Origin of the sequence: Streptomyces sp. cmx-18-6 (assembly GCF_046548915.1) — a bacterium.
Lineage (GTDB): Bacteria > Actinomycetota > Actinomycetes > Streptomycetales > Streptomycetaceae > Streptomyces.
Genome location: NZ_JAEBEP010000007.1, coordinates 64,339 through 88,914, shown reverse-complemented (window position 1 = coordinate 88,914; position 24,576 = coordinate 64,339). Strand labels below are relative to the sequence as shown.

32 protein-coding genes and 1 pseudogene are annotated in these 24,576 nt (G+C 69.3%); 8 read left to right on the top strand and 25 right to left on the bottom strand.

What is annotated here, in order from left to right:
• Nucleotides 1-17 precede the first annotated feature (17 nt).
• The 15 genes from ACLJPL_RS18115 to rpsJ form a co-directional block, all read right to left on the bottom strand.
• On the bottom strand, nucleotides 18-203 hold the full coding sequence (locus tag ACLJPL_RS18115; protein WP_003948630.1) for a type Z 30S ribosomal protein S14: 186 nt from the start codon (nucleotides 201-203) through the stop codon (nucleotides 18-20).
• Between the two features lie 2 nt (nucleotides 204-205).
• A complete protein-coding gene (gene rplE / locus ACLJPL_RS18110; protein WP_003966948.1) occupies nucleotides 206-763 on the bottom strand; it encodes a 50S ribosomal protein L5 in 558 nt (185 codons plus the stop codon).
• The gene (gene rplX / locus ACLJPL_RS18105) at nucleotides 763-1,086 is read right to left on the bottom strand and encodes a 50S ribosomal protein L24 (protein ID WP_003966949.1); all 324 of its coding nucleotides are present in this window, start codon (nucleotides 1,084-1,086) and stop codon (nucleotides 763-765) included. Before rplX ends, rplE begins: the two co-directional genes overlap by 1 nt.
• 2 nt (nucleotides 1,087-1,088) lie before the next feature.
• On the bottom strand, nucleotides 1,089-1,457 hold the full coding sequence (gene rplN, locus ACLJPL_RS18100; RefSeq protein ID WP_003966950.1) for a 50S ribosomal protein L14: 369 nt from the start codon (nucleotides 1,455-1,457) through the stop codon (nucleotides 1,089-1,091).
• A gap of 107 nt (nucleotides 1,458-1,564) precedes the next feature.
• Nucleotides 1,565-1,852: a 30S ribosomal protein S17 gene (gene rpsQ, locus ACLJPL_RS18095; protein ID WP_084748671.1), complete on the bottom strand. Its 288-nt coding sequence runs from the start codon at nucleotides 1,850-1,852 to the stop codon at nucleotides 1,565-1,567.
• Nucleotides 1,852-2,076, bottom strand: a complete 225-nt coding sequence (gene rpmC / locus ACLJPL_RS18090) for a 50S ribosomal protein L29 (RefSeq protein WP_003966952.1) — start codon at nucleotides 2,074-2,076, stop codon at nucleotides 1,852-1,854. The genes rpsQ and rpmC overlap by 1 nt, the downstream gene beginning before the upstream one ends.
• Nucleotides 2,076-2,495, bottom strand: a complete 420-nt coding sequence (rplP, locus tag ACLJPL_RS18085; protein WP_003966953.1) for a 50S ribosomal protein L16 — start codon at nucleotides 2,493-2,495, stop codon at nucleotides 2,076-2,078. Before rplP ends, rpmC begins: the two co-directional genes overlap by 1 nt.
• A gap of 5 nt (nucleotides 2,496-2,500) precedes the next feature.
• Entirely contained in the window at nucleotides 2,501-3,340 is an 840-nt protein-coding gene (gene rpsC / locus ACLJPL_RS18080; RefSeq protein ID WP_018510593.1) for a 30S ribosomal protein S3, read from the bottom strand.
• A complete protein-coding gene (gene rplV, locus ACLJPL_RS18075; protein WP_004571827.1) occupies nucleotides 3,340-3,687 on the bottom strand; it encodes a 50S ribosomal protein L22 in 348 nt (115 codons plus the stop codon). Before rplV ends, rpsC begins: the two co-directional genes overlap by 1 nt.
• 42 nt (nucleotides 3,688-3,729) lie before the next feature.
• The gene (gene rpsS / locus ACLJPL_RS18070; protein WP_003966956.1) at nucleotides 3,730-4,011 is read right to left on the bottom strand and encodes a 30S ribosomal protein S19; all 282 of its coding nucleotides are present in this window, start codon (nucleotides 4,009-4,011) and stop codon (nucleotides 3,730-3,732) included.
• Nucleotides 4,012-4,023: 12 nt separating this feature from the next.
• On the bottom strand, nucleotides 4,024-4,860 hold the full coding sequence (gene rplB, locus ACLJPL_RS18065; RefSeq protein WP_018510594.1) for a 50S ribosomal protein L2: 837 nt from the start codon (nucleotides 4,858-4,860) through the stop codon (nucleotides 4,024-4,026).
• Nucleotides 4,861-4,899: 39 nt separating this feature from the next.
• Nucleotides 4,900-5,223 carry a 50S ribosomal protein L23 gene (gene rplW / locus ACLJPL_RS18060; RefSeq protein ID WP_411081860.1) on the bottom strand — a complete coding sequence of 108 codons (324 nt, stop codon included), beginning with the start codon at nucleotides 5,221-5,223 and terminating at the stop codon, nucleotides 4,900-4,902.
• Nucleotides 5,223-5,873 carry a 50S ribosomal protein L4 gene (gene rplD / locus ACLJPL_RS18055; protein ID WP_356452380.1) on the bottom strand — a complete coding sequence of 217 codons (651 nt, stop codon included), beginning with the start codon at nucleotides 5,871-5,873 and terminating at the stop codon, nucleotides 5,223-5,225. Before rplD ends, rplW begins: the two co-directional genes overlap by 1 nt.
• 4 nt (nucleotides 5,874-5,877) lie before the next feature.
• Nucleotides 5,878-6,522: a 50S ribosomal protein L3 gene (rplC, locus tag ACLJPL_RS18050; RefSeq protein WP_003966960.1), complete on the bottom strand. Its 645-nt coding sequence runs from the start codon at nucleotides 6,520-6,522 to the stop codon at nucleotides 5,878-5,880.
• A gap of 14 nt (nucleotides 6,523-6,536) precedes the next feature.
• Nucleotides 6,537-6,845 carry a 30S ribosomal protein S10 gene (gene rpsJ, locus ACLJPL_RS18045; protein ID WP_003948644.1) on the bottom strand — a complete coding sequence of 103 codons (309 nt, stop codon included), beginning with the start codon at nucleotides 6,843-6,845 and terminating at the stop codon, nucleotides 6,537-6,539.
• A 479-nt stretch (nucleotides 6,846-7,324) separates the two neighbouring features.
• On the opposite strand from rpsJ, the pseudogene ACLJPL_RS18040 reads away from it, so the two are divergent.
• From ACLJPL_RS18040 to ACLJPL_RS18030, 3 genes and pseudogenes are all read left to right on the top strand, one after another.
• Nucleotides 7,325-7,408: pseudogene (locus ACLJPL_RS18040) on the top strand (GNAT family N-acetyltransferase); the annotation flags it as partial.
• 139 nt (nucleotides 7,409-7,547) lie between these two features.
• A complete protein-coding gene (locus ACLJPL_RS18035; protein WP_411081859.1) occupies nucleotides 7,548-8,450 on the top strand; it encodes an aminoglycoside phosphotransferase family protein in 903 nt (300 codons plus the stop codon).
• A gap of 66 nt (nucleotides 8,451-8,516) precedes the next feature.
• Nucleotides 8,517-9,137, top strand: coding sequence for a DUF1707 domain-containing protein (locus tag ACLJPL_RS18030; protein ID WP_411081858.1), 621 nt, complete (start codon nucleotides 8,517-8,519; stop codon nucleotides 9,135-9,137).
• 6 nt (nucleotides 9,138-9,143) lie between these two features.
• Here ACLJPL_RS18030 and ACLJPL_RS18025 read toward each other — a convergent pair whose 3' ends face one another.
• On the bottom strand, nucleotides 9,144-9,353 hold the full coding sequence (locus ACLJPL_RS18025; RefSeq protein WP_411081857.1) for a DUF397 domain-containing protein: 210 nt from the start codon (nucleotides 9,351-9,353) through the stop codon (nucleotides 9,144-9,146).
• Nucleotides 9,350-10,228: a helix-turn-helix domain-containing protein gene (locus tag ACLJPL_RS18020; protein WP_411081856.1), complete on the bottom strand. Its 879-nt coding sequence runs from the start codon at nucleotides 10,226-10,228 to the stop codon at nucleotides 9,350-9,352. Before ACLJPL_RS18020 ends, ACLJPL_RS18025 begins: the two co-directional genes overlap by 4 nt.
• 166 nt (nucleotides 10,229-10,394) lie before the next feature.
• Here ACLJPL_RS18020 and ACLJPL_RS18015 point away from each other — a divergent pair, with 166 nt between their 5' ends.
• The 4 genes from ACLJPL_RS18015 to ACLJPL_RS18000 all read left to right on the top strand — a co-directional run bounded on the left by ACLJPL_RS18015 (nucleotide 10,395) and on the right by ACLJPL_RS18000 (nucleotide 15,562).
• Nucleotides 10,395-10,832, top strand: coding sequence for an ATP-binding protein (locus tag ACLJPL_RS18015; RefSeq protein ID WP_411081855.1), 438 nt, complete (start codon nucleotides 10,395-10,397; stop codon nucleotides 10,830-10,832).
• 324 nt (nucleotides 10,833-11,156) lie between these two features.
• Nucleotides 11,157-12,284, top strand: a complete 1,128-nt coding sequence (locus tag ACLJPL_RS18010; RefSeq protein WP_411081854.1) for a hypothetical protein — start codon at nucleotides 11,157-11,159, stop codon at nucleotides 12,282-12,284.
• 368 nt (nucleotides 12,285-12,652) lie between these two features.
• Nucleotides 12,653-14,710 (top strand): PIG-L family deacetylase, encoded by a 2,058-nt coding sequence (locus ACLJPL_RS18005; RefSeq protein ID WP_411082131.1) that lies wholly within the window; start codon nucleotides 12,653-12,655, stop codon nucleotides 14,708-14,710.
• Between the two features lie 126 nt (nucleotides 14,711-14,836).
• Nucleotides 14,837-15,562, top strand: a complete 726-nt coding sequence (locus ACLJPL_RS18000; RefSeq protein ID WP_411081853.1) for a S1 family peptidase — start codon at nucleotides 14,837-14,839, stop codon at nucleotides 15,560-15,562.
• A gap of 194 nt (nucleotides 15,563-15,756) precedes the next feature.
• Here the strand turns inward: ACLJPL_RS18000 and ACLJPL_RS17995 are convergent, their stop codons facing one another.
• Both ACLJPL_RS17995 and ACLJPL_RS17990 read right to left on the bottom strand, forming a co-directional pair.
• Nucleotides 15,757-16,359: a response regulator gene (locus ACLJPL_RS17995; protein ID WP_411081852.1), complete on the bottom strand. Its 603-nt coding sequence runs from the start codon at nucleotides 16,357-16,359 to the stop codon at nucleotides 15,757-15,759.
• Nucleotides 16,328-16,699 (bottom strand): hypothetical protein, encoded by a 372-nt coding sequence (locus tag ACLJPL_RS17990; RefSeq protein ID WP_411081851.1) that lies wholly within the window; start codon nucleotides 16,697-16,699, stop codon nucleotides 16,328-16,330. The genes ACLJPL_RS17995 and ACLJPL_RS17990 overlap by 32 nt, the downstream gene beginning before the upstream one ends.
• A gap of 576 nt (nucleotides 16,700-17,275) precedes the next feature.
• Here ACLJPL_RS17990 and ACLJPL_RS17985 point away from each other — a divergent pair.
• Complete coding sequence (locus ACLJPL_RS17985; protein ID WP_411081850.1) at nucleotides 17,276-18,676, top strand: sensor histidine kinase; 1,401 nt, start codon at nucleotides 17,276-17,278, stop codon at nucleotides 18,674-18,676.
• Between the two features lie 132 nt (nucleotides 18,677-18,808).
• Here the strand turns inward: ACLJPL_RS17985 and tuf are convergent, their stop codons facing one another.
• From tuf to ACLJPL_RS17955, 6 genes are all read right to left on the bottom strand, one after another.
• Complete coding sequence (gene tuf, locus ACLJPL_RS17980; RefSeq protein ID WP_015610719.1) at nucleotides 18,809-20,002, bottom strand: elongation factor Tu; 1,194 nt, start codon at nucleotides 20,000-20,002, stop codon at nucleotides 18,809-18,811.
• A 158-nt stretch (nucleotides 20,003-20,160) separates the two neighbouring features.
• Nucleotides 20,161-22,290 carry an elongation factor G gene (fusA, locus tag ACLJPL_RS17975; RefSeq protein WP_411081849.1) on the bottom strand — a complete coding sequence of 710 codons (2,130 nt, stop codon included), beginning with the start codon at nucleotides 22,288-22,290 and terminating at the stop codon, nucleotides 20,161-20,163.
• Between the two features lie 38 nt (nucleotides 22,291-22,328).
• Nucleotides 22,329-22,799, bottom strand: coding sequence for a 30S ribosomal protein S7 (gene rpsG / locus ACLJPL_RS17970; protein WP_003966970.1), 471 nt, complete (start codon nucleotides 22,797-22,799; stop codon nucleotides 22,329-22,331).
• A 2-nt stretch (nucleotides 22,800-22,801) separates the two neighbouring features.
• A complete protein-coding gene (gene rpsL, locus ACLJPL_RS17965; protein ID WP_003948652.1) occupies nucleotides 22,802-23,173 on the bottom strand; it encodes a 30S ribosomal protein S12 in 372 nt (123 codons plus the stop codon).
• Between the two features lie 561 nt (nucleotides 23,174-23,734).
• A complete protein-coding gene (locus ACLJPL_RS17960) occupies nucleotides 23,735-24,022 on the bottom strand; it encodes a hypothetical protein (protein ID WP_411081848.1) in 288 nt (95 codons plus the stop codon).
• A gap of 110 nt (nucleotides 24,023-24,132) precedes the next feature.
• Complete coding sequence (locus tag ACLJPL_RS17955) at nucleotides 24,133-24,564, bottom strand: hypothetical protein (RefSeq protein WP_411081847.1); 432 nt, start codon at nucleotides 24,562-24,564, stop codon at nucleotides 24,133-24,135.
• Nucleotides 24,565-24,576 lie beyond the last annotated feature (12 nt).

The window sequence follows — 24,576 nt, the reverse complement described above, 5'->3', positions numbered from 1 at the left end:
CCTAGGGCGGAGGAGAGTTACCAGGAGCTCTTGGTCACGCCCGGCAGCTCGCCACGGTGAGCCATCTCACGAAGGCACACGCGGCACAGGCCGAACTTGCGGTAGACGGAGTGGGGCCGGCCGCAGCGCTGGCAGCGGGTGTACCCGCGAACGCCGAACTTCGGCTTACGGGCGGCCTTAGCGATCAGAGCCTTCTTCGCCACGGTCAGTTCTCCTTGAACGGGAAGCCGAGGTGACGAAGGAGGGCACGACCCTCGTCGTCGTTGGTCGCCGTGGTGACCACGGTGATGTCCATGCCCCGGACCCGGTCGATCTTGTCCTGGTCGATCTCGTGGAACATGACCTGCTCCGTGAGACCGAAGGTGTAGTTGCCACGGCCGTCGAACTGCTTCGGCGACAGGCCACGGAAGTCACGGATACGCGGCAGCGCGAGCGACAGCGTACGGTCCAGGAACTCCCACATCCGGTCACCGCGGAGGGTGACGTGGCAGCCGATGGGCTGGCCCTCGCGCAGCTTGAACTGCGCGATGGACTTGCGGGCCTTGGTGACGGCCGGCTTCTGGCCGGTGATCGTGGTGAGGTCCTTGACGGCCCCGTCGATCAGCTTGGAGTCGCGGGCGGCGTCGCCCACACCCATGTTGACCACGATCTTGACCAGACCGGGAACCTGCATGACGTTCTCGTACGAGAACTCCTCACGCAGCTTGCCGGCGATTTCCTCGCGGTAGCGCGTCTTGAGACGCGGCGCAGTGGTGGCAGTCATCAGATGTCCTCACCGGTCCGCTTGGCAACGCGGATCTTGTTGCCCTCGTCGTCAAAGCGGTAGCCGACGCGGGTGACAACCTTGTTGCCGTCCTTCTCCACGACCAGCTGTACGTTGCTGACGTGGATCGGGGCCTCGGTGGTGACAATGCCACCCGTCTGCGAACCGCGAGCCGTCTGACCGGCCTTGGTGTGCTTCTTGACCCGGTTGACACCCTCGACGAGGACGCGGTCCTGAGCGGGGTAGGCCACGATGACCTTGCCCTGCTTGCCCTTGTCCTTACCGGTGATGACCTGAACCAGGTCGCCCTTCTTGATCTTCATGCTTACAGCACCTCCGGCGCGAGCGAGATGATCTTCATGAACTTCTTCTCGCGCAGCTCCCGGCCCACCGGGCCGAAGATGCGGGTGCCGCGGGGGTCGCCGTCGTTCTTCAGAATGACGGCGGCGTTCTCGTCGAAGCGGATGTACGAGCCATCCTGACGACGACGCTCCTTGACGGTGCGAACGATGACGGCCTTGACGACGTCACCCTTCTTCACGTTGCCACCGGGGATCGCGTCCTTGACGGTGGCGACGATGACGTCACCGATACCCGCGTAGCGGCGACCCGAGCCACCGAGAACACGAATGGTGAGAATTTCCTTCGCACCCGTGTTGTCGGCGACGCGCAGTCGCGACTCCTGCTGGATCACGTCTATCTCCTGATCGTCTGCCGGTTCCCGGCGGGTGCCTCTCCGTTACCGGAGAGGCACCTCACCGAGCCTGGCGGAACTGACCTGAGGGGAATGCCCCTCAGGAATTACTTGGCCTTCTCGAGGATCTCGACGATGCGCCAGCGCTTCGAGGCGGACAGCGGACGCGTCTCCATGATGAGGACGCGGTCGCCGACGCCGGCGGAGTTCTGCTCGTCGTGGGCCTTGAGCTTGTTCGTACGGCGGATGACCTTGCCGTACAGCGCGTGCTTGACGCGGTCCTCGACGGCGACGACGACGGTCTTGTCCATCTTGTCGCTGACGACCAGACCCTCACGGGTCTTGCGGAATCCGCGCTCGGTCTTGCTGGTCTCAGTCACAGTCTTCTCGCTCATCAGGCGCTCTCCACCGTCTCGATGCCCAGCTCGCGCTCACGCATCAGGGTGTAGATCCGGGCGATGTCCTTACGGACGGACTTGAGCCGGCCGTGGTTCTCGAGCTGGCCCGTCGCCGCCTGGAAGCGGAGGTTGAACAGCTCTTCCTTGGCTTCGCGGAGCTTGTTGAGGAGCTCCTCGTCGCCCAGCTCGCGCAGCTCGGACGCCTTGGTACCGGCCGACATCACGACTCACCTGCCTCGCGCCGAACGATCCGGCACTTCATCGGAAGCTTGTGAGCAGCGCGGGTGAGCGCCTCACGAGCAATCTTCTCGTTCGGGTAGGACAGCTCGAACATGACCCGACCCGGCTTCACGTTCGCGATCCACCACTCGGGAGAACCCTTACCGGAACCCATGCGGGTCTCGGCCGGCTTCTTCGTCAGGGGACGGTCCGGGTAGATGTTGATCCAGACCTTGCCGCCACGCTTGATGTGACGGGTCATCGCGATACGAGCGGACTCGATCTGACGGTTCGTCACATACGCCGGGGTCAGCGCCTGGATGCCGTACTCGCCGAACGCAACCTGCGTGCCACCCTTGGACATACCGCTGCGCTTCGGGTGGTGCTGCTTGCGGTGCTTGACCCTACGGGGGATCAGCATTTCGGTCAGGCCTCCGTTCCGGTGCTCTCAGCAGCCGGAGCAGCGGCGGCGGGAGCGTCGGCCTTGGGGGCCTCGGCTGCCGGCGACTGCTGCGGCTTACGACCGCGACCGCCACGCTCGCCACCACGGCCGCCACCACGGCCGGCCGGGCGGTCGGTGCCGCCACGAGCCGGACGGTTGCCGGCGCGGGCCGCGGCGTTCTCGGCGCGAACCTCGGCGATGTTCTTGACGTCGCCCTTGTAGATCCAGACCTTCACGCCGATGCGGCCGAAGGTCGTCTTGGCCTCGAAGAAGCCGTAGTCGACGTTCGCACGGAGGGTGTGCAGGGGCACGCGGCCCTCGCGGTAGAACTCCGAGCGGGACATCTCGGCGCCGCCGAGGCGACCGCCGCACTGGATCTTGATGCCCTTGGCGCCGGCCTTCATCGAGCTCTGCATGCTCTTGCGCATCGCACGACGGAAGGAGACGCGGGAGGAGAGCTGCTCGGCGACGGCCTGGGCCACCAGCTGAGCGTCCACCTCGGGGTTCTTGACCTCGAGGATGTTCAGCTGGACCTGCTTGCCGGTCAGCTTCTCCAGCTCGCCGCGGATGCGATCGGCCTCGGCGCCGCGGCGACCGATGACGATGCCCGGGCGGGCGGTGTGGATGTCAACGCGGACGCGGTCGCGGGTGCGCTCGATCTCGACCTTCGAGATGCCGGCCCGCTCCATACCCTTCGTCATCATGCGACGAATGGCGACGTCTTCCTTGACGTAGTCCTTGTACAGCTTGTCGGCGTACCAGCGGGACTTGAAGTCCGTGGTGATGCCGAGCCGGAACCCGTGCGGGTTTACCTTCTGGCCCATTACCGGGTTCCTTCCTTGCTGCTGACGACCACGGTGATGTGGCTGGTCCGCTTACGGATCCGGTAGGCACGGCCCTGAGCACGCGGACGGAACCGCTTCAGGGTCGGGCCCTCGTCCACGTACGCCTCGCTGATGACCAGCGAAGAGGCGTCGGTGTGGTCGTAGTTGTGTGCAGCGTTGGCGATGGCGCTGTCCAGCACCTTGCCAACCGGCACGCTCGCGGCCTGCGGGGCGAAACGCAGGACCGCCTGAGCCTCCGTGGCATCCATGCCACGGATGAGGTCCACCACTCGGCGGGCCTTCATGGGCGTGACGCGGATGTACCGCGCCTGGGCCCTGGCTTCCATGGTTGTCCCTTCGGTGTAAGTCATAGTCGTTTCCACCCCGCGCTAGCGGCGCTTCGACTTCCGGTCGTCCTTGACGTGGCCGCGGAAGGTGCGAGTCGGCGAGAACTCGCCGAGCTTGTGGCCGACCATCGACTCGGTGACGAACACCGGGACGTGGATCTTGCCGTTGTGCACCGCGATGGTGTGACCCAGCATGGCCGGGACGATCATCGAGCGACGGGACCAGGTCTTGATGACGTTCTTGGTGCCTGCCTCGTTCTGTACGTCCACCTTCTTGATGAGGTGGCCGTCGACGAAGGGCCCCTTCTTGAGACTGCGCGGCATCTAAACCCGCTCCTAGCGCTTCTTGTTCGTCTTGCGGCGGCGGACGATGTACTTGTTGCTCGCCTTCTTGGGAGAACGAGTACGACCCTCCTTCTGACCCCACGGCGAGACCGGGTGACGACCACCGGAGGTCTTGCCTTCACCACCACCGTGCGGGTGGTCAACCGGGTTCATCGCGACACCGCGGACGGTCGGGCGAACGCCCTTCCAGCGCATGCGGCCGGCCTTGCCCCAGTTGATGTTCGACTGCTCGGCGTTGCCGACCTCACCGATCGTCGCGCGGCAGCGCGCGTCGACCAGGCGGATCTCACCGGACGGCATACGAAGGTGGGCCATGGTGCCCTCCTTCGCCAGCAGCTGCACGGAGGCGCCCGCGGAACGGGCGAACTTCGCGCCGCCGCCGGGCCGCAGCTCGATGGCGTGGATGGTCGTACCGACCGGGATGTTGCGCAGCGCCAGGTTGTTGCCGGGCTTGATGTCTGCGCCCGGACCGTTCTCGACACGGTCACCCTGCGACAGGCCACGGGGAGCGACGATGTAACGCTTCTCGCCGTCCGCGTAGTGCAGCAGCGCGATGCGCGCGGTGCGGTTCGGGTCGTACTCGATGTGCGCGACCTTGGCCGGCACGCCGTCCTTGTCGTGACGACGGAAGTCGATCACTCGGTAGGCGCGCTTGTGGCCACCGCCCTGGTGGCGAACGGTCACACGACCGGCGTTGTTACGGCCGCCCTTGCTGTGCAGGGGGCGGACCAGCGACTTCTCCGGCGTGGACCGCGTGATCTCGACAAAGTCGGCGACGCTGGAGCCACGACGGCCCGGGGTCGTCGGCTTGTACTTGCGGATACCCATTTCTCAGTCCTCGTCCGATTCCGGACGACTCGGCCTCCGTTAGGAGGTCGGGCCGCCGAAGATGTCGATACGGTCGCCCTCGGCGAGGGTCACGATGGCGCGCTTCGTGTCGGAGCGCTTGCCGAAGCCGGTCTTGGTGCGCTTGCGCTTACCCTGCCGGTTGATCGTGTTGACCCCGGTGACCTTGACCGGCCAGACCGCTTCCACGGCCTGCTTGATCTGGGTCTTGTTGGAGCCCGGCGCGACGATGAACGTGTACTTGTTCTCGTCGAGCAGTGCGTAGCTCTTCTCGGAGACCACGGGCTTGACGAGAACGTCGCGCGGGTCCGAGAACGTCTTGCTGGTAACGGTCGCCTCGCTCATCAGGCGTCGCTCCCTTCGGTCTCAGCGGTCTGGGGGCCAGACACGAAGGACTCGAAAGCGGCCTGGGTGAAGACCACGTCGTCAGAGACGATCACGTCGTACGTGTTGAGCTGGCCCGGCTCCAGGATGTGCACCTGGGGCAGGTTGCGCGCGGACAGCCACGCGGCCTCGTCGGCGCGGTCGACGACCAGGAGCAGGTTGGCGCGCTCCGAGATCTTGCCGAACAGCGTCTTGGCGGCCTTCGTGGAGGCGGCACCCTCGACCACGCCGGTGACGACGTGGATACGGGAGTGACGGGCCCGGTCCGAGAGGGCGCCACGCAGGGCGGCGGCCTTCATCTTCTTCGGGGTCCGCTGCGAGTAGTCACGCGGCTGCGGGCCGTGGACGACGCCACCACCGGCGAACTGCGGGGCGCGGGTCGAACCCTGACGGGCGCGGCCGGTGCCCTTCTGGCGGTAAGGCTTCTTGCCACCACCGCGGACTTCGCCGCGGCGCTTGGTCTTGTGCGTGCCCTGACGGGCAGCCGCCAGCTGAGCGACAACGACCTGGTGGATCAGCGGAACGCTGGTCTTCGCGTCGAAGATCTCCGCGGGGAGGTCGACGGTACCGGCCTTGTCGCCTGCCGGCGAAAGGATGTCAATGGTGCTCATTACCTCAAGCCCCCTTGGCCGCGGTACGGACCAGGACGAGGCCGCCGTTCGGACCGGGGACCGCGCCCTTGATGAGCAGCAGACCCTTCTCCGCGTCAACCGCGTGGATGGTCAGGTTCTGGGTGGTGACGCGCTCGTTACCCATACGGCCCGCCATGCGCATGCCCTTGAAGACACGCCCAGGGGTGGCGCAGCCACCGATGGAACCGGGGGAACGGTGCTTGCGCTGGGTGCCGTGCCCGGCGCCGAGGCCCTTGAAGTTGTGACGCTTCATGACACCGGCGAAGCCCTTGCCCTTGCTCTTGCCCGTGACGTCGACCTTGACGCCGGACTCGAACACCTCGGCAGTGACCTCCTGGCCCAGCGTGTACTCGCTGGCGTCAGGGGTGCGGAGCTCCACCAGGTGGCGGCGCGGGGTGACGTCGGCCTTGGCGAAGTGACCCTTGAGGGGCTTGTTCACCTTGCGCGGGTCGATCTCGCCGAAGGCGATCTGGACCGCTTCGTAGCCGTCGCTGTCGTTGGTGCGAACCTGCGTCACGACGCACGGCCCGGCCTTGACGACGGTCACCGGGACGACCCGGTTGTTCTCGTCCCAGACCTGGGTCATGCCGAGCTTCTCGCCCAGGACGCCCTTGATGTTCTTGCTCATCTCGGCCCGTCCCCTCAGAGCTTGATCTCGATGTCGACGCCCGCCGGGAGGTCGAGGCGCATCAGCGAGTCAACCGTCTTCGGCGTGGGGTCGAGGATGTCGATGAGGCGCTTGTGCGTGCGCATCTCGAAGTGCTCGCGAGAGTCCTTGTACTTGTGCGGCGACTTGATGACGCAGTACACGTTCTTCTCAGTGGGCAGCGGCACCGGGCCCGCGACCGACGCACCAGTGCGGGTCACCGTCTCGACGATCTTCTTCGCCGAGGAGTCGATGACCTCGTGGTCGTAGGCCTTGAGCCGGATGCGGATCTTCTGTCCCGCCATGGCTACTAGTAGTCCTGTCTCTCGTAACGCTCTGGAACCCGGGGGTTCTCTGGACTCCTCCTCCGACCCACGCGGTCGGGCGTGTCGCATCCCCTCTACGAAAATCTCCCGAAGGAGATCCCAACCAAGGGGGTGCGGCCCTGGACCGCGGAACCGGGGGCGGAACACCCACCGGGTGCCTGGTCGGCGCCCTGCATTACTTCCCGGAAGATTCCCGTACGTCCGGCCCATACAGGGCCGACGAGTACTGTGGGACTCGCTTCCGGTCCTCCCGGCGGGAGGCGCGCAGCATTGACACTCAACCGAGCAACCTGGTCAGTGTGCCATACGGGGCGCGGGCCTGGCCAATCGAGCCCAGGATCCTACCCCGGGCGAGGGATCGGTCAAACGCGGGCGCGCATCCGGCGGAGCGGGGTCGCCGGGCGGGGGCGGGGCGGGCTCTCCCGTACGGTTCGCGGCCGCCGCGGTGCGTCGGCCCCCGGCGACTGTACGAGCGGCACGGGTTCACGCTGGAGCGGGAGGATCCGATCGACGCGTTCCTGGTGCGCGGCCCCGCTGTGTGACAGGGGGCCGTGCCCGGTGGCGTACGGCAGAAGCGGCACGGCCGGACTTCGGATAATCCGGTCGACAGGGGAGCCCTCGACGCAGTGGGATGGCCGCGGCCGTCCGCCGCACGGAGCGGGCCGATCCGCAGGAGTCGACTTGGCGACAAACGAGAGTGGCGCGGACACCCGCCCGACGATCGACGCCCCCCTGGTCAGACGCCTGGTCGACGCGCAGTTCCCGCAGTGGGCCGGGCTGCCCCTCCGACTGCTCGACCCGGCGGGCCTCGACCATGTGATCTACCGCCTCGGCGAGCACCTCTCCGTCCGGCTGCCCCGTCGCCCCGGGGTCATCGGGCAGGCCAGGAAGGAGGCCGAGTGGCTTCCCCGGCTCGCCCCGCACCTGCCCCTGGCCATCCCCGTGCCGGTAGGAGTGGGCGAGCCGGACCTCGGCTACCCGTGGCCGTGGTCGGTGGCCCGCTGGCTGGAGGGGGAGGCGGCGAACGCCGAGGCCCTGGCCGACTCGTCCGAGGCCGCCACCCGGCTGGCGCGGTTCCTCACCGCCCTCCAGGGCTTCGCGCCCGAGGACCTCCCGGCCGGGGACGCCCGCGCGGGCCTCGCCACCCAGGTGCTGGCCGTCCGGGATCACGAGACGCGGGCCGCCGTCATGAAGCTCGACGGCGTGTTCGACGGGGCGGCCATGACCGAGCTGTGGGACGCGGCGCTGAGCGCTCCGGGATGGGATCGCCCGCCGGTCTGGTTCCACGGCGACCTCCACACCGGCAACCTGCTGACCGTCGACGGCCGCGTCAGCGCGGTCATCGACTTCGGCGGGCTCGGCATCGGCGACCCGGCCTGCGACCTGACCATCGCCTACACCCTGATGTCGGCCGGGAGCCGGGCCGTCTTCCGCGCGGAGCTCGGCGTGGACGACGCCACCTGGCTACGGGGCCGCGGCTGGGCCCTGGCCACCGGCCTGAACGCCTACACCCACCACGCCGCCGCCAACCCCTGGGTCGCCGCGCAGACCACCCGGCAGATCAACGAGGCCCTGATCGGCTGACGGCCCGTGCGGGCGGCCTGAAATGACCACGACATCGCCGTCCGCCGACTGCATATTCTTACGGGCATGACCTCCCAGACTCCGGAGTCCTCTCCGGTCCCCGCCCCGTCGAAAGAGCTCCGCGCCTCGCACGACGACCGCGAGGCGGTGGTGGAGCGGCTGCGTGACGCGGCAGCCGAGGGGCGCATCGATCTCGACGAGCTGGATGCGCGTCTGGAGCGGGCGCTGAAGTCCAGGACGCACGGCGAGTTGGCCGTCGTGACCGCCGACCTGCCGAGCCCGCAGCCCCCCACGAGCGGGCCGCCGCTGGTGCTCAAGGGCGGCACGTTCGGCGCTTCCCGAGGCCCCGGACGGTGGGAGGTTCCCGGGCATGTGATCGCCCACGGAGGCGTGGGGGGCGTGAAGGTCGACTTCACGCGGGTCGAGTGCCGGCTCACGGAGGTCGCGGTGGAGGCGTACGGGGACACGTCCGGCGTCACGATCGTCATCCCCGACGCCTGGGCCGCGGACACCAGCGGCATGGACCCCGGCTTCGGCGGCCTCAAGGACGAGACCACCCCCGACCGGCTCCCGGGCACCCCGCTGATCCGGCTCACCGGGTCCGGCGGCTCGGGAGGAGTAGTCATCCGCCACCCCAACAACCGGGAACGCCGCAAGCTGCACAGCAACCCGGCGGGGACCCGCTAGGGAGTATCAGCGCCCGGCGGCATACGGGACGAAGCCGGCCCAGGCGGCGGGCGTGAGGGCGAGGCGGGGGCCCTGGGGGTGCTTGGAGTCGCGTACGTGGACGGTGTCCGGGGCAGCCGCGACCTCTACGCAGTCGTTGGGGTTGCTGCTGTCGCTGAAGCTGCTCTTGAACCACCGCAGCTCAGACGCTTCCCCGGCAGAGGGCCTATAGGTCATGTCTCTCCCCGCACTTGCTCGATGAAGGTCACGGACTCCTCCGGCGTGAGCGCCCGAGCCCGGATGGCTCCAAACCCTAGCTCAAGAATACGGAGCTGCTTCGGGTGGGAAATGGGCCTACCGGCGAACTCGTCATCGGCCCGTCCGACGGCTGTGCCATCTGCGAACTTCAGCACTTGGATCCGCCCACCCGTTCCTGGGTGATCCCACCGGGAGGTCGGCATCACCTGGATGTCCACGAAGGGCAACTCCCCTAGGCGAAGCAGGTTTTCGAGCTGCCTGCGCCACACCTCGACACCGCCGATCGGACGGCGCAGTGACGCCTCTTCCTGGACAAAGCTCAGCTCGGGGGCGGGCGCTCGGTCGAAGATGGATTGCCTGGCCATCCGCCCGGCCAGAGCGCGCTCCAGGTCGTCCGGCGACAGGACGGGGCGGCGTGTGCCGAGCAGCGCCCTGGCGTACTCCTCCGTCTGCAACAGACCGTGCAGGTTGTGGCTGCCGTACGCAGCGAGCTCTACAGCCTTGGCCTCAAGCTTCGCCAAGTCCCGGATCTTCTTCGGATACCGCACCTCCGCGATGTCCGCCTTCATCGCCGCGAGCTTGCCGGCCGCCCCCAGGACCGCGTCGGCCCCGTCCATGAACTCCGGGCGGGGGATGCGGCTGCCGCCCTCCACCTTGTAGATGAGATCCTCGCCGTACCCCAGCGCCGCTCCGAACTCGGCCGCCCTCATGCCCGCCGCCTCGCGCCACGTCTTGATCTGGCGGCCCACCGCGGTGACCACCGCGACGCCCGACTCGTCGTCCGGATCGACGTCCCAACCGGGCTCGTCCGCACCGCCGTCCGCTCGCTCCGTACCGTCGCCAACAGCGCTCATGCGAGCCCCCCACTTCCGACGTGCGTGCCGTTCCCGTGTCAACGGCGTCCGTTCCCCGTGCGTCACCCCGGACAGCCCGGACAAGGCCGGACAAGGCTCGGACAGTCACCGTACGCAAGGGCTCAATCACTGTGCAGCGTACGCGGAGGCGGCCACGCTGAGTGACATGAATCAAGAAATCGTCCGCACCCAACGCCCCGCCGACAGCCGGGCGTTCAGCGTGCTGCTCTCCCCCACTCGCCGGGGCGCCCGGCTCGCCCGGCTGCTCACCGTGGCCCATCTCGGCGCGTGGGGGCTCCCCTCGGAGTCAGCGGGGCACATCGTCGCCGAGCTGGCCGCGAACGCCATGGTCCACGGCCGCGTACCGGGCCGGGACTTCCAGTTGAGCCTGACGTTCGACGGAGGCACGCTGCGGATCGAGGTCACCGACACCCGGGGTGACAGCGCTCCGCCCGGGCCAGGGGCCGTCAAAGTGCCCGAGGACGACGCGGAAGGCGGGCGGGGCCTGCTCATCGTCGAGGCTCTGGCCGACCACTGGGGCGTCGCTCCCGGGCCCGTCCCGCGTAAGACGGTCTGGGCCGAACTCGCCCTCGTACGGGGATGAACTCCACCGGGTCGTGCGTCGGCGCGATCCGGTGTACCGCCACCGGATCGCGCTCGGCCACGACGTGGTGGCGCGCGACGTAAACAACTCAAAGAACCAAGAGAAAGAACCCCACCCGACCCCACCCGGCCGCTACCTGACGCACCCCGGGGGGCGTTCCGGGGGCTCGTCACCCACACGGGTGAGGTTTGGCAACTGGGCTGGATTTTGGGTCGGTTGGCAGGCATATGCTCACGCCAACAGACAGCCAGACATACGTCGGCCCCCGGCCGGGACTGCAATCCCGAGCGAGGGCCTGACCACCAAGGAAGAAGACGCTTCCCGATGGATACCCAGCAGAATACTGCGCTCCTGCGCGCGCTTACAGAGGTTCCCGGACCTCTCCCGCCTTCCGGCGTGATCCACGTCGTCATCCCGCACACCAGCCGCTTCACCGTGGTCGGCAACCACCTCGCCCAGCACCCCGGCCTCAGCTCCACCGCCGTGGGCATCGCGGTACGCATCCAGTCGCTGCCCCGAGGGACCGAAGTCGGCGTCAAGGCCCTCGCCGCCCGCTTCCCCGAAGGCGAGAAGCGCATCGCCGCCGCCCTGCGCGAGCTGGAGGCCCACGGGTATCTGCAACGGGCCCGTACGCGCCTGCCGAGCGGCCGGATCGTCACCCGCACGGTGTTCTGCAACCAGCCCATAGCGCTGCTGCGGCCCCCGCCCCAGCCCCGGCCTCGACCGGTGGCGGCCCCCCAGCCGCCTCTTTCCGCCCTGCCGACATCGGCCTCGGCATCGACAGCGGCATCGACAGCGACAGCGGCATCGACAGCGGACCTGGAGCCGGAGCCGGTAGTCCCGGGGTCGGAGCCTGTGCCCGTGCCGCCGGTCCCGGAGCCGGAAGCCCCCGCGCCCGCCGCACCCGCACCCCTCCCCGTACCGGAAACGCCCGGCCCCGCGCCCGTACCCCAGGCGGCTCGCCCAGCCCCCGTCCCCGTCCTCGTACCGCCGCCGACCGCGCCCAAGCCGCCGCCCCCGCCGCTCCCCCAGCCCCGCGAGCTCACCCCGGAGCTGGAGCGTGTCGCCGCCGCGCTCCTGGGTGATCTGCGCCGCCACGCACCCCAGTTCGTGCTGTCCGAGAGCGACGTACGTCAGCTGGTTCCCGGCGTCGCCGTCTGGCTGGAACGCGAGGCCAAGCCCGACGCCATCCGGCACGCCCTCACCAACGACCCTCCCCAGCCCCTCAAGCACCCCGCGAAGCTGCTCAAGCACCGGCTGATCGCCCTGCTGCCGCCGCCGCTCCCCGGCAGCCACGAGCTCATCGCCGTCCGTCGCGCCCCCGCCGTCCCCTTCCAGACCTGCGAGGGCTGCGACCGGGCCTTCCGCTCCCCCGCCCCCGGCCGCTGCCGCGACTGCCGGACCGAACACCAGCACCACCAGCACCACCAGCAGCAGCAAGCCGCTGCTTGAGCGTGGGGCACGGGCTCAGCGCTCCGGGTCGGCCTCACGGAACCCACAGCGGCGCCCAGCGGTGCGGCGAGTCCTGCGTCCATGGGGCCCGGTCTGCCGCTCCAGCCCCCACGGCCGCCCAAAGGTGCGCCACCCCACTCCCCGCCCAGGCAACCCAGCCGCCCCGATCCTCGTCTATCCCCCACAGGTACCGGCTCGACCAGCCGCTGACCTGCACGAAGTAACGAAGTATCGAAGTAACGAAGTAGCGAAGTACGAGAAGTACCCAGGGGTACGCAGCACCGGGCGACCGTTCGTCCGCTGCGGGGGAAGCGGGAGCGGACGGAGTGCGCGGCGTGGTGGATCGATCTGTGCTGTCCCGCATACGCGTGCCCCGGCGCACCGCCCTCCTCGCGGCCGCCGCCGCCGCGCTCAGCGGGTGTGCCGTACCGGCTCCCCGGCGTCGGGGGCCCGTGCCGGACCCGGCTCCCGGGCTGGCCATAGCGCGCACGCGGCGGGCGCAGATCGTGCAGTTCCTGGCACACCCCGACGACGACCTGTACTTCATGAACCCGGACACCCGGCAGGCGCTGGACGCCGGGACCCCGCTGGTCTGCGTGTACCTGACGGCGGGCGACGCGGACGGCGTCAACAAGATCCCCGGGGCGCCCCGCCCGGCCCCCGACCCCGCCGCGTACTCCTCCTCCCGGCACCAAGGTCTGCGCCAGGCGTACGCGGTTCTGCTCGGGCTCGACCGCTTCACGCCCTGGGAGCGGTCCGTGCTCCCCCTGCACGGCGGCCACCGGGCCGAGGTCGACGTGCTGGTCCACGGGGCGCGGCGGGTCGAGCTGGTCTTCCTCAACACCGCGATGCACACCGGGCGCGGCCGCCTCGGGCTGCCCAGCCTCTGGCAGGACCGGCAGCTCGTGCTGCGTACTGTCGTGGCCGACAACTCCCCTGCGGACAGGGCCGGTTCGTATACGTACGACGGTCTCATCGACGTCCTCGTCGGGCTGCTGGAGCGCTACCGGCCCACGCTTGTGCACACCCTCGACCCCGACCCGGACCTCCGGTTCAGCAGCGAGGCCCAGCGCCGCCGGGACAGCGAGCAGCGCGGGTACTCCGACCACGCCGACCACACCGCGGCCGGCTGCTTCGCCTGGGCGGCTCTGATCCGCTGGGCGGCGCGGGCGACGGCGGCCGGGGAGCCCGTGCCCGGGTTCGTCGTCACGTCCTTCCGGGGCTACTACAACCGGCACTGGCCCAAGAACCTGCCGCCCGCCGTGCTGGAGCGGAAGGCCGCCCACCTCGTCCCGTACGGCGGCTCGCCCGACTGGGAGTGCGGCAACCCGTCCGGCTGCGGCGACTACAACGTGGGCGGCGGCAGGCCCCTGACCAGCCGGAACGACTGGGTCCGCGCCACCCACCACCGCTACCCCGGGCCGCGTGCCGCCGTCGCCTCCGGGGCGGACGGCCGGCTCACCGCGTACGGGGTGCTGGGGCTGCGCGCCGTGCGGTGGCGCGAGAGCGCGCCCGGCAGCGGGGTGTGGGACGCGCCGGACGACCTCGGCGGCGGGCCGCTCGCCCCGGTGCTGGGCGCGGCGGTCACGTCGGACGGGCGGCAACTGCTGTTCGGGCTGCGGTTCGCGGCGCTCGGCGGGCACGGCTCGGCCAACGAGCGCGAGATCGTGCTCCTGGAGCAGCGCGCCCCGGACGGGCCCTTCCGCGCCTGGCGGGGGCTCGGCAACCCCGCGACCGGCCGCGACCACGGCCGCCGCATCGGCATACCGGTGGCCGTCGCCACCCCGGACGGGCGCGTCCACCTCTTCGTACGGAACGCGGAGAAGGGCCTGAGCACCCGCATACGCGAGGCGGGGAGCGGTCGTTGGAGCGCGTGGCGTGACATGGGCGGCGGCGAGGTGCAGGACGGGCTGAGCGCGGTGGTGGACGCGGCGGGGCGCGTGCACGTGTACGCGGCCGGGCACCACGCCGTGCACCACTGGACCCAGGACGCCCCGGGCCTGGACGTCACCGCCCGCACCCAGCTCACCGAGGCCCCCACTCCCTCCCACGCACCGGCCGCCGTGGCCGCGCCGGACGGATCGGTGGAGCTGTACTACCGGGCCGCCGCCGCTGCCGAGCTCACCGTGGCGAGGGGCGGGGCCGCCGAACTGACCCCGGTGGGCGGCGAGATGGCCCCCGGCCTCCGCTTCGACGGTTACGGGCCGGTGGCCGCCGCGCGCTCGCCCCGGGGGCCGGTCCTGCTCGGCCGGGACGCGGAGGGCGCGCTCTGCCTCCGCACCGCCGGATCCACCGCCGTACGGTCGCGGGGGCCGGTCGCCCTGGACGGTGCCGCGCTCCACCTCGACGCGGACGGGACGCCCACCGTGGTGGGGCTCGGACCGGACGCGGAGCCGTGGGCCTATCGTGTGGGTGACGCTACCTAGAGTTCGCCGGGGCATAACGCCGTGTTATGGGAAAGCGTTAGTACCCGGCCGGATGGTTCTTCGACACCCTGGGGCCGTCAACCCCCACAAACACGCCCCTCAGCGTGATCCCCGAAATGAGGAACCATGCGAATAGCAAGGCTAGTTCCCGCTGCCCTCGCGGCGGCGGCCACCGTCCTCGCTCTTCTCGCCCCCACCGCCACCGCCGCCCCCGCGCCCCCGCTGACGGACGCCCCGCCTCCCACCACGCAGATCATCGGCGGCGGTTACGCCCAGAACGCGCCGTGGGCCGCGCGCCTCTTCTCCAACGGCAGGGAGACCTGTTCGGCGACGATCATCGCGCCGACGTGGATCCTCACCGCCAGACACTGCGTCAGCGGCGGCGGCCTGTCGTTCCGCATCGGCAGCCTCGACCAGCACAGCGGCGGCGTGGTGGCCAACGGCGTCCAGACGTACAACCACAGCGCGGACATCTCCCTGGTCCGCCTGGACCGGTCCGTGCAGACGACGTACTCCCGTCTCGGCAACCCCGGTTCGGTGAGCGTCGGCCAGAGCGTCCAGGTCTGGGGCTGGGGCGCGACCTCGCAGTGCGGCTCCGAGGCCAACTGCCAGTCCCGCTACCTGAAGGTCGCCAACGTGACCGTCTCCGGCGGCTGCGGTGACGCGTACGGCGGGTCGGCGATCTGCGCCCGGCGCGGCAACGGCATCACGGCCGGCGGCGACTCCGGCGGCCCGATGACGGCCAACGGCATCCAGGTCGGCGTGGCCTCCACCAGCGACCGGCAGACCACGACCGCGTACACGAACGTCACCGCGTACCGGTCCTGGATCCAGTCCATCGCGGGCGTCTGACCTGACGTCCCCCCGTGGGTTGGCGGGCACCTGACCGACCCGCCGCCCCCGTAGAACCGTAGGGCCCCCTTACCTCTCCGCCCTGAGGTACCGGGGCCCTACATCCATGTACGGCCCTACCGGCCCGTGGTGCGCCACAGCCACCCCTGGCGCGTCACAGCCACCCCTGGTGCGTCACAACCATCCCTCGTACGTCACAACCATCCCTGGTGCGTCGCGATCCGCACGGCGTCGACGAGGGTGCGGGCGTGGAGCTTGCCGACCGCCGAGGAGAGCCGGTTGCGTACGGTTCCCACGCTGAGGAACAGGTCGGCGGCGATCTCCCGGGAGTGCGCGCCGGTGGCCGCCAGCCGGAGGGTCTCGGTCTCCTTGTCGGTGAGCGGACTGGCTACGGACCGCTCCTCCCCGCGCATACGGGGGTCGATGACCCGGCCTCCCGCGGCGATCCGCCGGACGGCGTCGGCGGTCTGGGCCGGGGTGGCGCTCTTGAGCAGGTAACCGGCGGCTCCGGCGTCGAGCGCCCGGCGCAGATGGCCCGGCCGGTCGAGCGCGGTGAGCATCAGCACCCGGCAGGACGGCAGCCGGTGCGCGAGCTCCGCCGCGACCGTGATCCCGTCCAGCACCGGCAGGTCGATGTCGAGCAGCGCCACATCCGGGCGCAGCCGCTGTGCCTCGACGAGCGCGGCCGGTCCGTCCGCCGCCTGACCGGCCACCTCTATGCCGAGTTCGGCCGAGAGGAGCGCCGTCAGCCCGGACCGCACCACGTCATGGTCGTCGACCACCAGCACCCTGATCACATGCCCGATTATCGCCGGGGGCCGGGGCGGACGTGTCCGTGCGGGCGGCGGCCCGGGCGGACGTGTCCGTGCGGCAAGCGGCCCGGGCGGGCAGGTCGGTGCGGGCGGAGGCCCGGGCGGGCATGTCCGTGCGGGCGGAGGCCCGGGAGCGTACGGCGACGAGGACCCCCCGGCGTACGCACCACACCGCGAGGAGCGACCCGAGCAGCGCGGGCAGGAACCAGAGGAGCGCTCCCGGCCCCCGCAGCGCCGCGCAGAGGACGGCGAGAGCGTGCACCGCCCCGGCCACCGCCCACACCGCGGCGATCTCCGATTTCTCGCGCCTCGTTCGCCTTGTCATGGCCCCCGTGCTCCCCGTTGCGTCACGCGCCGCGAACGCCTTGTGGGCGGAGGGCGCAGATCGGTCAGGGTCGATCCGACCACGCGGGGCCGGCCGGAGGAAGTGAGATCTTCACGCCCGCCCGGACCATGGGATCAAGGACGGGGAACGTCGCTCGTCTCCGCGTCATCGACCTTCGGGGGCTCGGCCTTACGCGGCTCCCGGAGGACCGGCAGCACGAACGGGGAGAACAGGCAGAACAGCGCCGACGCCCCGAGAGCGGCCAGGCCGCCGACCGAACCGGGGTATGCCCGCCACGGCGAACCGGTTGGCGGGTCTGTTCCCTTTAGTCACCCAGCGTTCTCTGTTTGCCGGGAGTACGCCGGGCGGGGCGGCGGGCCGGGTACGCGAGGACGCGGCCCCGGGTGGTCGCCACCCCTGCGGGACAATGGCCAGGACCAGGACCAGGACCAGGACCAGGGCACACGGCATGAGGGAAGAGACCCGGGGGGCGGACACATGCGGCGTGCGGCACGCCTCGGAGGGGGCTCACCCTGGGCGACACGCCTCGGAGGGGCCACGCCCCAGGGCTCCGGCGTGGCCTTCGGGGCGCTCGTCGTGCTGGTGGTCGGGTCGCTCGCGCTCGTCGCCCTGGACGTGGCGGCCTCGCCGCTCGGCCGACGTACGGTGGTCGCCGGGCTGACCGTGCTGGTGCTGATGCCCGCGGTCATGCTGGGCCAGTACGCGCCGCCGCCGTACCGGCTGCCCTACCGCTGGCGGTGGGGACTGCTGCTCGTGCAGGCGGTGCTCACCTATATCCCGCTGCTGCTCTTCCACTACCGGTGGCTGAGCCTGCTGGGCTTCCTCGCCGGGGCCGTCCTGCTGACGCTGCCGCCGAACACCTCCGTACCGCTCGCGCTGGCGGTCGGGGCCAGCGGCCCCCTGCTGGCCACCACCGGGCTGATCGACACCGACCGCAACCCGCTGAACGTCCTGCTGGGCACGGCGATCACCGCCAGCACCGTGTTCGCGGTGGCCCACCTGGCCCTGCTCACGGCCCGGCTGCACGGCAGCAGGGAACACGCGGCGCACCTCGCGGAGCAGCGGGAGCGGGCGCGGATGCAACAGGACCTGCACGACCTGGTCGGGTCGTCGCTGACGGCGATCGTGCTCCAGGGCGAGGCCGCGCTGCGCGACAGCGATACGCCGGCGGGCGGGTCCGCCGAGGTAGCGGCGAGGCCCGCCGGTGGCGCTGAGCCCGCCAGGGCCGCAGAGCCGACCGGGTCCGCAGAGCCCGCCGCGCCCGCCGAGTCCGCAGAGCCCGCCGGGTCCGAAGGGCCCGCCGGGTCCGTCCGCCCCGGGCAGGAGCGCGACGCGCTGAGGGAGATCATCGGGCTGGCCCGGCGGCTGCACGACGACGTGCGGTCGATCAGCCGGCCGGACGGCTGCGGCCTCTCCCTCGCCGATGAGCTGGCCCATGCGCAGAGGGTGCTCACCGCCTCCGGCGTGGAGGTGCGTACGGTGCTGCCGCCGCGCGTCGAGCCCGACCCGGCGGCCGTGGGCTGCCTGCGCTTCGTCCTGCGCGAGGCCGTGGGCAACGTCCTCCAGCACAGCCGGGCCACGCACTGCGCGATCACCCTGCGGGCGGAGGGTACGGCGATCCGGCTGACGGTCCGCAACGACGGCGCCGAGGAGGGTACGGGGATGGGGGCGAAGGCGGAAGCCGAGCCCCCGGCACCGGCATCGGGGCGGCAGCCCCCGGCACCGGCATCGGGGCGGCAGCCCCCGGCACCGGCATCGTGGCGGCAGCCCCCGGCCCTGCCGTCCGGGCGGCAGCCTACGGCCCCGGCCTCCGGACGGCAGGGCACGGGTCTGGCGGGGCTCAGCAGCCGGGTCCTCGCGCTGGGCGGGGAGTTCACCGCCGGGGCGGAGGGCGGGACCTTCACCCTGACGGCCACCGTGCCGTCGTCGCCGGGAGCCCTCGCACCCCGCCCATGACGCACGGGCCGCGCGCCCGGCCCCGTACCCCTGAGGCATTCGGATACGACGAAGGGCCCCGCACCTCTTGCGAGGTGCGGGGCCCTTCTCGGTGCTCTGTGCGAGCGACCAGGTCAGACGACCAAGCAGAAACTACTTGATGATCTTGGTGACCTGGCCGGCGCCCACGGTCCGGCCACCCTCACGGATGGCGAACTTCAGGCCCTCTTCCATGGCGACCGGCTGGATCAGCGCGACGTCCATGAGGGTGTTGTCACCCGGCATGACCATCTCGGTGCCCTCGGGAAGGGTCACAACGCCCGTCACGTCCGTGGTACGGAAGTAGAACTGCGGGCGGTAGTTGTTGAAGAACGGGGTGTGACGGCCACCCTCGTCCTTCGACAGGATGTAGGACTGCGCCTGGAACTCGGTGTGCGGCGTGACCGAACCCGGCTTGATGATGACCTGGCCGCGCTCGACGTCCTCGCGCTTGATGCCACGGAGGAGCAGACCGACGTTCTCACCGGCCTGGCCCTCGTCGAGCAGCTTGCGGAACATCTCGATGCCGGTGACCGTGGTGGTGGTCTTCTCGGTCTTGATGCCGACGATGTCGACGGTCTCGTTGACCTTGAGGACACCACGCTCGATGCGGCCGGTGACGACCGTACCGCGACCGGTGATCGTGAAGACGTCCTCGATGGGCATCAGGAACGGCTTCTCGACGTCACGCTCGGGCTGCGGGATGGACTCGTCGACGGCGGCCATCAGGTTCAGGACCGACTGGCCCCACTCCTTGTCGCCCTCAAGAGCCTTGAGCGCCGAGACGCGCACGACCGGGAGGTCGTCGCCCGGGAACTCGTACTCGGAGAGGAGCTCACGGACCTCGAGCTCGACGAGCTCCATGATCTCCTCGTCGTCCACCATGTCGGCCTTGTTCAGGGCGACGACGATGTACGGAACGCCGACCTGGCGGGCCAGGAGCACGTGCTCCTTGGTCTGCGGCATCGGGCCGTCGGTGGCGGCGACGACGAGGATGGCGCCGTCCATCTGCGCCGCACCCGTGATCATGTTCTTGATGTAGTCGGCGTGACCCGGGCAGTCGACGTGCGCGTAGTGACGCGACTCCGTCTGGTACTCGACGTGCGCGATGGAGATGGTGATACCGCGCTGGCGCTCTTCGGGAGCCTTGTCGATCTGGTCGAAGGCCGAAGCCTCGTTCAGGTCCGGGTACGCGTCGTGCAGCACCTTGGTAATGGCGGCCGTGAGGGTCGTCTTACCGTGGTCGATGTGACCGATGGTGCCGATGTTGACGTGCGGCTTAGTCCGCTCGAACTTTGCCTTCGCCACTGGGGTCCTCCTGAGTGGTTCTGTACGCCTTGCTTCATCGGCGCCAGGTGATCTTTGCTGGGGTGCCGGGGCCGGGGGCATGCGCCGCACAGCTTCCGCTGCGCGGTGCATGCCCTACCAGGCTCCGGTGACAAGCCTAAAGCGTGAGCTCGGGAGAGTTACTCGCCCTTGGCCTTCGCGATGATCTCCTCGGCGACGTTCCGCGGAACCTCGGCGTAGGAGTCGAACTGCATCGAGTAGCTTGCGCGACCCGAGGTCTTGCTGCGGAGGTCTCCGACGTAGCCGAACATCTCCGAGAGGGGCACGAGGCCCTTCACGACGCGAGCGCCGCTGCGCTCCTCCATGGCCTGGATCTGGCCACGGCGGGAGTTGAGGTCGCCGATGACATCGCCCATGTAGTCCTCGGGCGTGGTGACCTCGACGGCCATCATCGGCTCCAGGAGCACGGGGGACGCCTTGCGGGCACCCTCCTTGAACGCCTGCGAACCGGCGATCTTGAAGGCGAGCTCCGAGGAGTCGACCTCGTGGTAACCACCGTCGAGAAGGGTGACGCGGACGCCGACCATCTCGTAACCGGCCAGGATGCCGAACTGCATGGCTTCCTGGGCGCCCGCGTCCACCGAGGGAATGTACTCACGGGGGATGCGGCCACCGGTGACCTTGTTGACGAACTCGTACGAGGCGTCGCCACCCTCGATGGGCTCAAGGGCGATCTGCACCTTCGCGAACTGGCCGGTACCACCAGTCTGCTTCTTGTGCGTGTAGTCGATGCGCTCGACGGCCTTGCGGATCGTCTCGCGGTACGCGACCTGGGGCTTGCCGACGTTCGCCTCGACGCGGAACTCGCGCTTCATGCGGTCGACGAGCACCTCGAGGTGGAGCTCGCCCATACCACCGATGATGGTCTGGCCGGTCTCCTCGTCCGAGTGCACCTGGAAGGAGGGGTCCTCCTCCGAGAGGCGCTGGATGGCGACACCCAGCTTCTCCTGGTCACCCTTGGACTTGGGCTCGATGGCGACCTGGATGACCGGCGCCGGGAAGTCCATGGACTCCAGGATCACCGGGTTCTTGTCGTCGCACAGCGTCTCACCGGTGGTGGTCTGCTTCAGGCCCATGACGGCGATGATGTCGCCGGCGCCCACCGACGCGATCTCCTCACGCTTGTTCGCGTGCATGCGGTAGATCTTGCCGATGCGCTCCTTCTTGCCCTTGACGGAGTTCAGCACCGCGGTGCCGGCCTCCAGGCGACCGGAGTAGATCCGGACGAAGGTGAGCTTGCCCAGGTGCGGGTCGCTCGCGATCTTGAACGCCAGGCCGGAGAACGGCTCGTCGTCCGAGGGGCGCCGCTGGATGACCTTCTCCGGGTCCTTGACGTCGTGGCCCTCGATGGCCTCGACGTCCAGGGGGGAAGGCAGGTAGCGGACGACCGCGTCGAGCAGGGGCTGGACGCCCTTGTTCTTGAACGCGGTGCCACAGAACACCGGGGTGACGGTGACGGAGTCGGCACTGCCCTTCGACGCCAGGGTGATGCGGCGGATCGCCTCGTGCAGCTGGTCCTCGGTGGGCTCGTCGCCCTCGAGGTACAGCTCCATCATGGCGTCGTCGTTCTCGGCCACGGCCTCAAGGAGCTTGCCGCGCCATTCCTCGGCGGCCTCCTTGTGGGTGTCCGGGATCTCGACGGTGTCGTACATCTCGCCCTTGGCGGCCTCTTCGGGCCACACGAAAGCCTTCATCGACACGAGGTCGACGACGCCCTTGAAGTCGGCCTCGGCGCCGATGGGGAGCTGCATGACGAGCGGGACCGCGCCCAGGCGGTCGACGATCATGTCGACACAGCGGTGGAACTCGGCGCCGGTGCGGTCGAGCTTGTTGACGAAGCAGATACGCGGAACGCCGTAGCGGTCCGCCTGACGCCAGACGGTCTCGGACTGCGGCTCGACGCCGGCCACACCGTCGAACACGGTGACGGCGCCGTCGAGGACGCGGAGCGAACGCTCCACCTCGACGGTGAAGTCGACGTGACCCGGGGTGTCGATGATGTTGATGGTGTGGTCAACATCATTGAGCGGCCAGTGACAGGTCGTCGCGGCAGACGTGATCGTGATGCCGCGCTCCTGCTCCTGCTCCATCCAGTCCATCGTGGCAGCGCCGTCGTGGACTTCACCGATCTTGTAGCTCACACCGGTGTAGAAGAGGATCCGCTCAGTGGTGGTCGTCTTGCCCGCGTCGATGTGGGCCATGATCCCGATGTTGCGGACCTTGGCCAGGTCAAGCGAAGTGGTGGCCATAAGGCTCAATCTTCTCTCGGTCTCGATGTGGGTAGCGACTACCAGCGGTAGTGCGCGAAGGCCTTGTTGGACTCGGCCATCTTGTGGGTGTCCTCGCGCTTCTTGACCGAAGCGCCGAGGCCGTTGGAGGCGTCGAGCAGTTCGTTCATGAGGCGCTCGGTCATGGTCTTCTCGCGGCGGGCGCGGGAGTAACCGACGAGCCAGCGCAGAGCGAGGGTGGAGGCGCGACCGGGCTTGACCTCGATCGGCACCTGGTAGGTGGCGCCACCGACACGGCGGGACTTGACCTCGAGCGAGGGCTTGACGTTCTCAAGCGCGCGCTTCAGCGTGATGACCGGGTCGTTGCCGGTCTTCTCGCGGAGGCCCTCCATGGCGCCGTACACGATCCGCTCGGCGGTGGAACGCTTGCCGTCGAGGAGGATCTTGTTGATCAGCGAGGTGACAAGAGGAGAGCTGTAGACCGGGTCGATGATGACCGGGCGCTTCGGGGCGGGGCCCTTACGAGGCATTCTTACTTCTCCTTCTTGGCGCCGTAGCGGCTGCGGGCCTGCTTGCGGTTCTTGACACCCTGGGTGTCAAGGGAGCCGCGGATGATCTTGTAACGAACACCCGGCAGGTCCTTCACACGGCCACCACGCACGAGCACGATGGAGTGCTCCTGCAGGTTGTGTCCCTCACCCGGGATGTAGGCCGTGACCTCGATACCGGAGGTCAGACGCACACGCGCGACCTTACGGAGTGCCGAGTTCGGCTTCTTCGGGGTGGTCGTGAACACACGCGTGCAGACACCGCGACGCTGGGGCGAACCCTCGAGCGCGGGCGTCTTGTTCTTCTCGACCTTGTCCTGCCGGCCCTTCCGGACCAGCTGCTGGATCGTAGGCACTACTTCTCCGGTTTCTGTGTGCCGTTCGTGAAACTAACCTGGAACATCACCGACCCACGCGGTCGGGTGTGTCGAATACTGCAGGCTCCCGCCCTAGGGGCAGAAGGGGCGCAGATTGCGGTGGCCACTGACAGGCTCGCGATGCGGTTGAGGACACGCACCGGAGCCCAGGCACACCCCAGGCACAAGGCTTGAGCGTACCTACCTCACGGACCTGGGTCAAAACAAATGCTGTCCACCCCCGGCCCGCCCGGGCCGCCGACCTCCGAGTACGCCTCCCCGGCACCGGCAGGCGACCTCCGAGTACGCCTCCCCGGCACCGGCGGGCGGCTCTCCGGCCGACTCCCGGAACCGGTGCGTCAGGGGTCTCCCGCGCCGCGGTGTCACGTGGCGGCTCCCGGGCCGTGACGCGCCGCCGCGGCTCTCACGCCGTGACGCACGTCGCACGTCGCACCTCGGGCGGACGCCGGGCGGACGCGTCGCTCCGGACTGTCGGGCCCGGCCGACTCCGGAGCGGCGTTTCCCTGACTCCAGACTCGCCGCCCGGCCAGAAGGTGGAGATCAGATGATGCGCAGCCCGTTGAAGAGAAGAATCGCCGACACTACGAGACATCCCGCGGCGACCCCGTACGAGCCTGTCCCCTGGGCGGCGCCATTGACCAGAGGGGCCGCTTTCCCCTCGGGGTCGTACGTCACCTGCGCGGTCTTCCCCACCTGAACGGGGATCGTGCTGGCGGCCGGTGTCCAGGCCACCTGCTGGCGTCCTTCCGTGTCGGTATAGCGAAGGGCACTCGCCACCAATCGACCACTGGTGAACCTCAAGTTGACGCATACGCCCTTGACGTCCACCCCTCGCCCACTCCGGACGAATTCATCGTGTCGCCTACGGAGATGGGCGAGGTATCCACCGTAGACGCCCACCGCAAGCGCCGTGAGACAGAAGAGAAGCACCAGGATAATCACAGGAGGTCCTGCGTCATCAAATTCAGCAAGCCGACGAGAGCCGCCAGGCCGATACTGACAAAGAGTGCCCCGAACGCGTATGAACCGACCTTCACCTCGTCGTCGCCGACAACCGGTTGAGCTTTGTGTTCGACATCATAAAGGACATGTGCAGACTTTCCGATCAGTACGGGGATCGTGCGCCGGTACCGGGTCCACGCCATAGGTGAAACTCCCGATGTGTCCACGAATCTGATACCACTCGAAACCAATCCCTGACCGGTCCACTGCAAGTTGACGCAGACCCCGGAAGTTCTCCTTCCCTTTCCTCCGGACAGAAGGCGGGACTGCCAAAACCTCAGACGCATCGCTCTGCATCCAAAAAACAGGAACGTGGCAGGGACGGAAAAGGCCAGGAGAGCAAAAATCACTTGCACCAACAACGCCATGCGAAGTATCAA

Coding starts and splice junctions, on each gene's coding strand:
- ACLJPL_RS17955 (WP_411081847.1), bottom strand. CDS start 24,564: ATGGCGTTGTTGGTGCAAGTGATTTTTGCTCTCCTGGCCTTTTCCGTC.
- rpsC (WP_018510593.1), bottom strand. CDS start 3,340: ATGGGCCAGAAGGTAAACCCGCACGGGTTCCGGCTCGGCATCACCACG.
- rpsQ (WP_084748671.1), bottom strand. CDS start 1,852: ATGAGCGAGAAGACTGTGACTGAGACCAGCAAGACCGAGCGCGGATTC.
- ACLJPL_RS18010 (WP_411081854.1), top strand. CDS start 11,157: ATGGATACCCAGCAGAATACTGCGCTCCTGCGCGCGCTTACAGAGGTT.
- ACLJPL_RS18030 (WP_411081858.1), top strand. CDS start 8,517: ATGACCTCCCAGACTCCGGAGTCCTCTCCGGTCCCCGCCCCGTCGAAA.
- rplX (WP_003966949.1), bottom strand. CDS start 1,086: ATGAAGATCAAGAAGGGCGACCTGGTTCAGGTCATCACCGGTAAGGAC.
- ACLJPL_RS18025 (WP_411081857.1), bottom strand. CDS start 9,353: ATGACCTATAGGCCCTCTGCCGGGGAAGCGTCTGAGCTGCGGTGGTTC.
- ACLJPL_RS18015 (WP_411081855.1), top strand. CDS start 10,395: ATGAATCAAGAAATCGTCCGCACCCAACGCCCCGCCGACAGCCGGGCG.
- ACLJPL_RS17990 (WP_411081851.1), bottom strand. CDS start 16,699: ATGACAAGGCGAACGAGGCGCGAGAAATCGGAGATCGCCGCGGTGTGG.
- rplV (WP_004571827.1), bottom strand. CDS start 3,687: ATGGAAGCCAGGGCCCAGGCGCGGTACATCCGCGTCACGCCCATGAAG.
- rplP (WP_003966953.1), bottom strand. CDS start 2,495: ATGCTGATCCCCCGTAGGGTCAAGCACCGCAAGCAGCACCACCCGAAG.
- ACLJPL_RS18020 (WP_411081856.1), bottom strand. CDS start 10,228: ATGAGCGCTGTTGGCGACGGTACGGAGCGAGCGGACGGCGGTGCGGAC.
- rplW (WP_411081860.1), bottom strand. CDS start 5,223: ATGAGCGAGGCGACCGTTACCAGCAAGACGTTCTCGGACCCGCGCGAC.
- rplB (WP_018510594.1), bottom strand. CDS start 4,860: ATGGGTATCCGCAAGTACAAGCCGACGACCCCGGGCCGTCGTGGCTCC.
- rplE (WP_003966948.1), bottom strand. CDS start 763: ATGACTGCCACCACTGCGCCGCGTCTCAAGACGCGCTACCGCGAGGAA.
- ACLJPL_RS18000 (WP_411081853.1), top strand. CDS start 14,837: ATGCGAATAGCAAGGCTAGTTCCCGCTGCCCTCGCGGCGGCGGCCACC.
- rpsG (WP_003966970.1), bottom strand. CDS start 22,799: ATGCCTCGTAAGGGCCCCGCCCCGAAGCGCCCGGTCATCATCGACCCG.
- rpsS (WP_003966956.1), bottom strand. CDS start 4,011: ATGCCGCGCAGTCTCAAGAAGGGGCCCTTCGTCGACGGCCACCTCATC.
- fusA (WP_411081849.1), bottom strand. CDS start 22,290: ATGGCCACCACTTCGCTTGACCTGGCCAAGGTCCGCAACATCGGGATC.
- rplD (WP_356452380.1), bottom strand. CDS start 5,873: ATGAGCACCATTGACATCCTTTCGCCGGCAGGCGACAAGGCCGGTACC.
- rplC (WP_003966960.1), bottom strand. CDS start 6,522: ATGAGCAAGAACATCAAGGGCGTCCTGGGCGAGAAGCTCGGCATGACC.
- rpmC (WP_003966952.1), bottom strand. CDS start 2,076: ATGTCGGCCGGTACCAAGGCGTCCGAGCTGCGCGAGCTGGGCGACGAG.
- rpsJ (WP_003948644.1), bottom strand. CDS start 6,845: ATGGCGGGACAGAAGATCCGCATCCGGCTCAAGGCCTACGACCACGAG.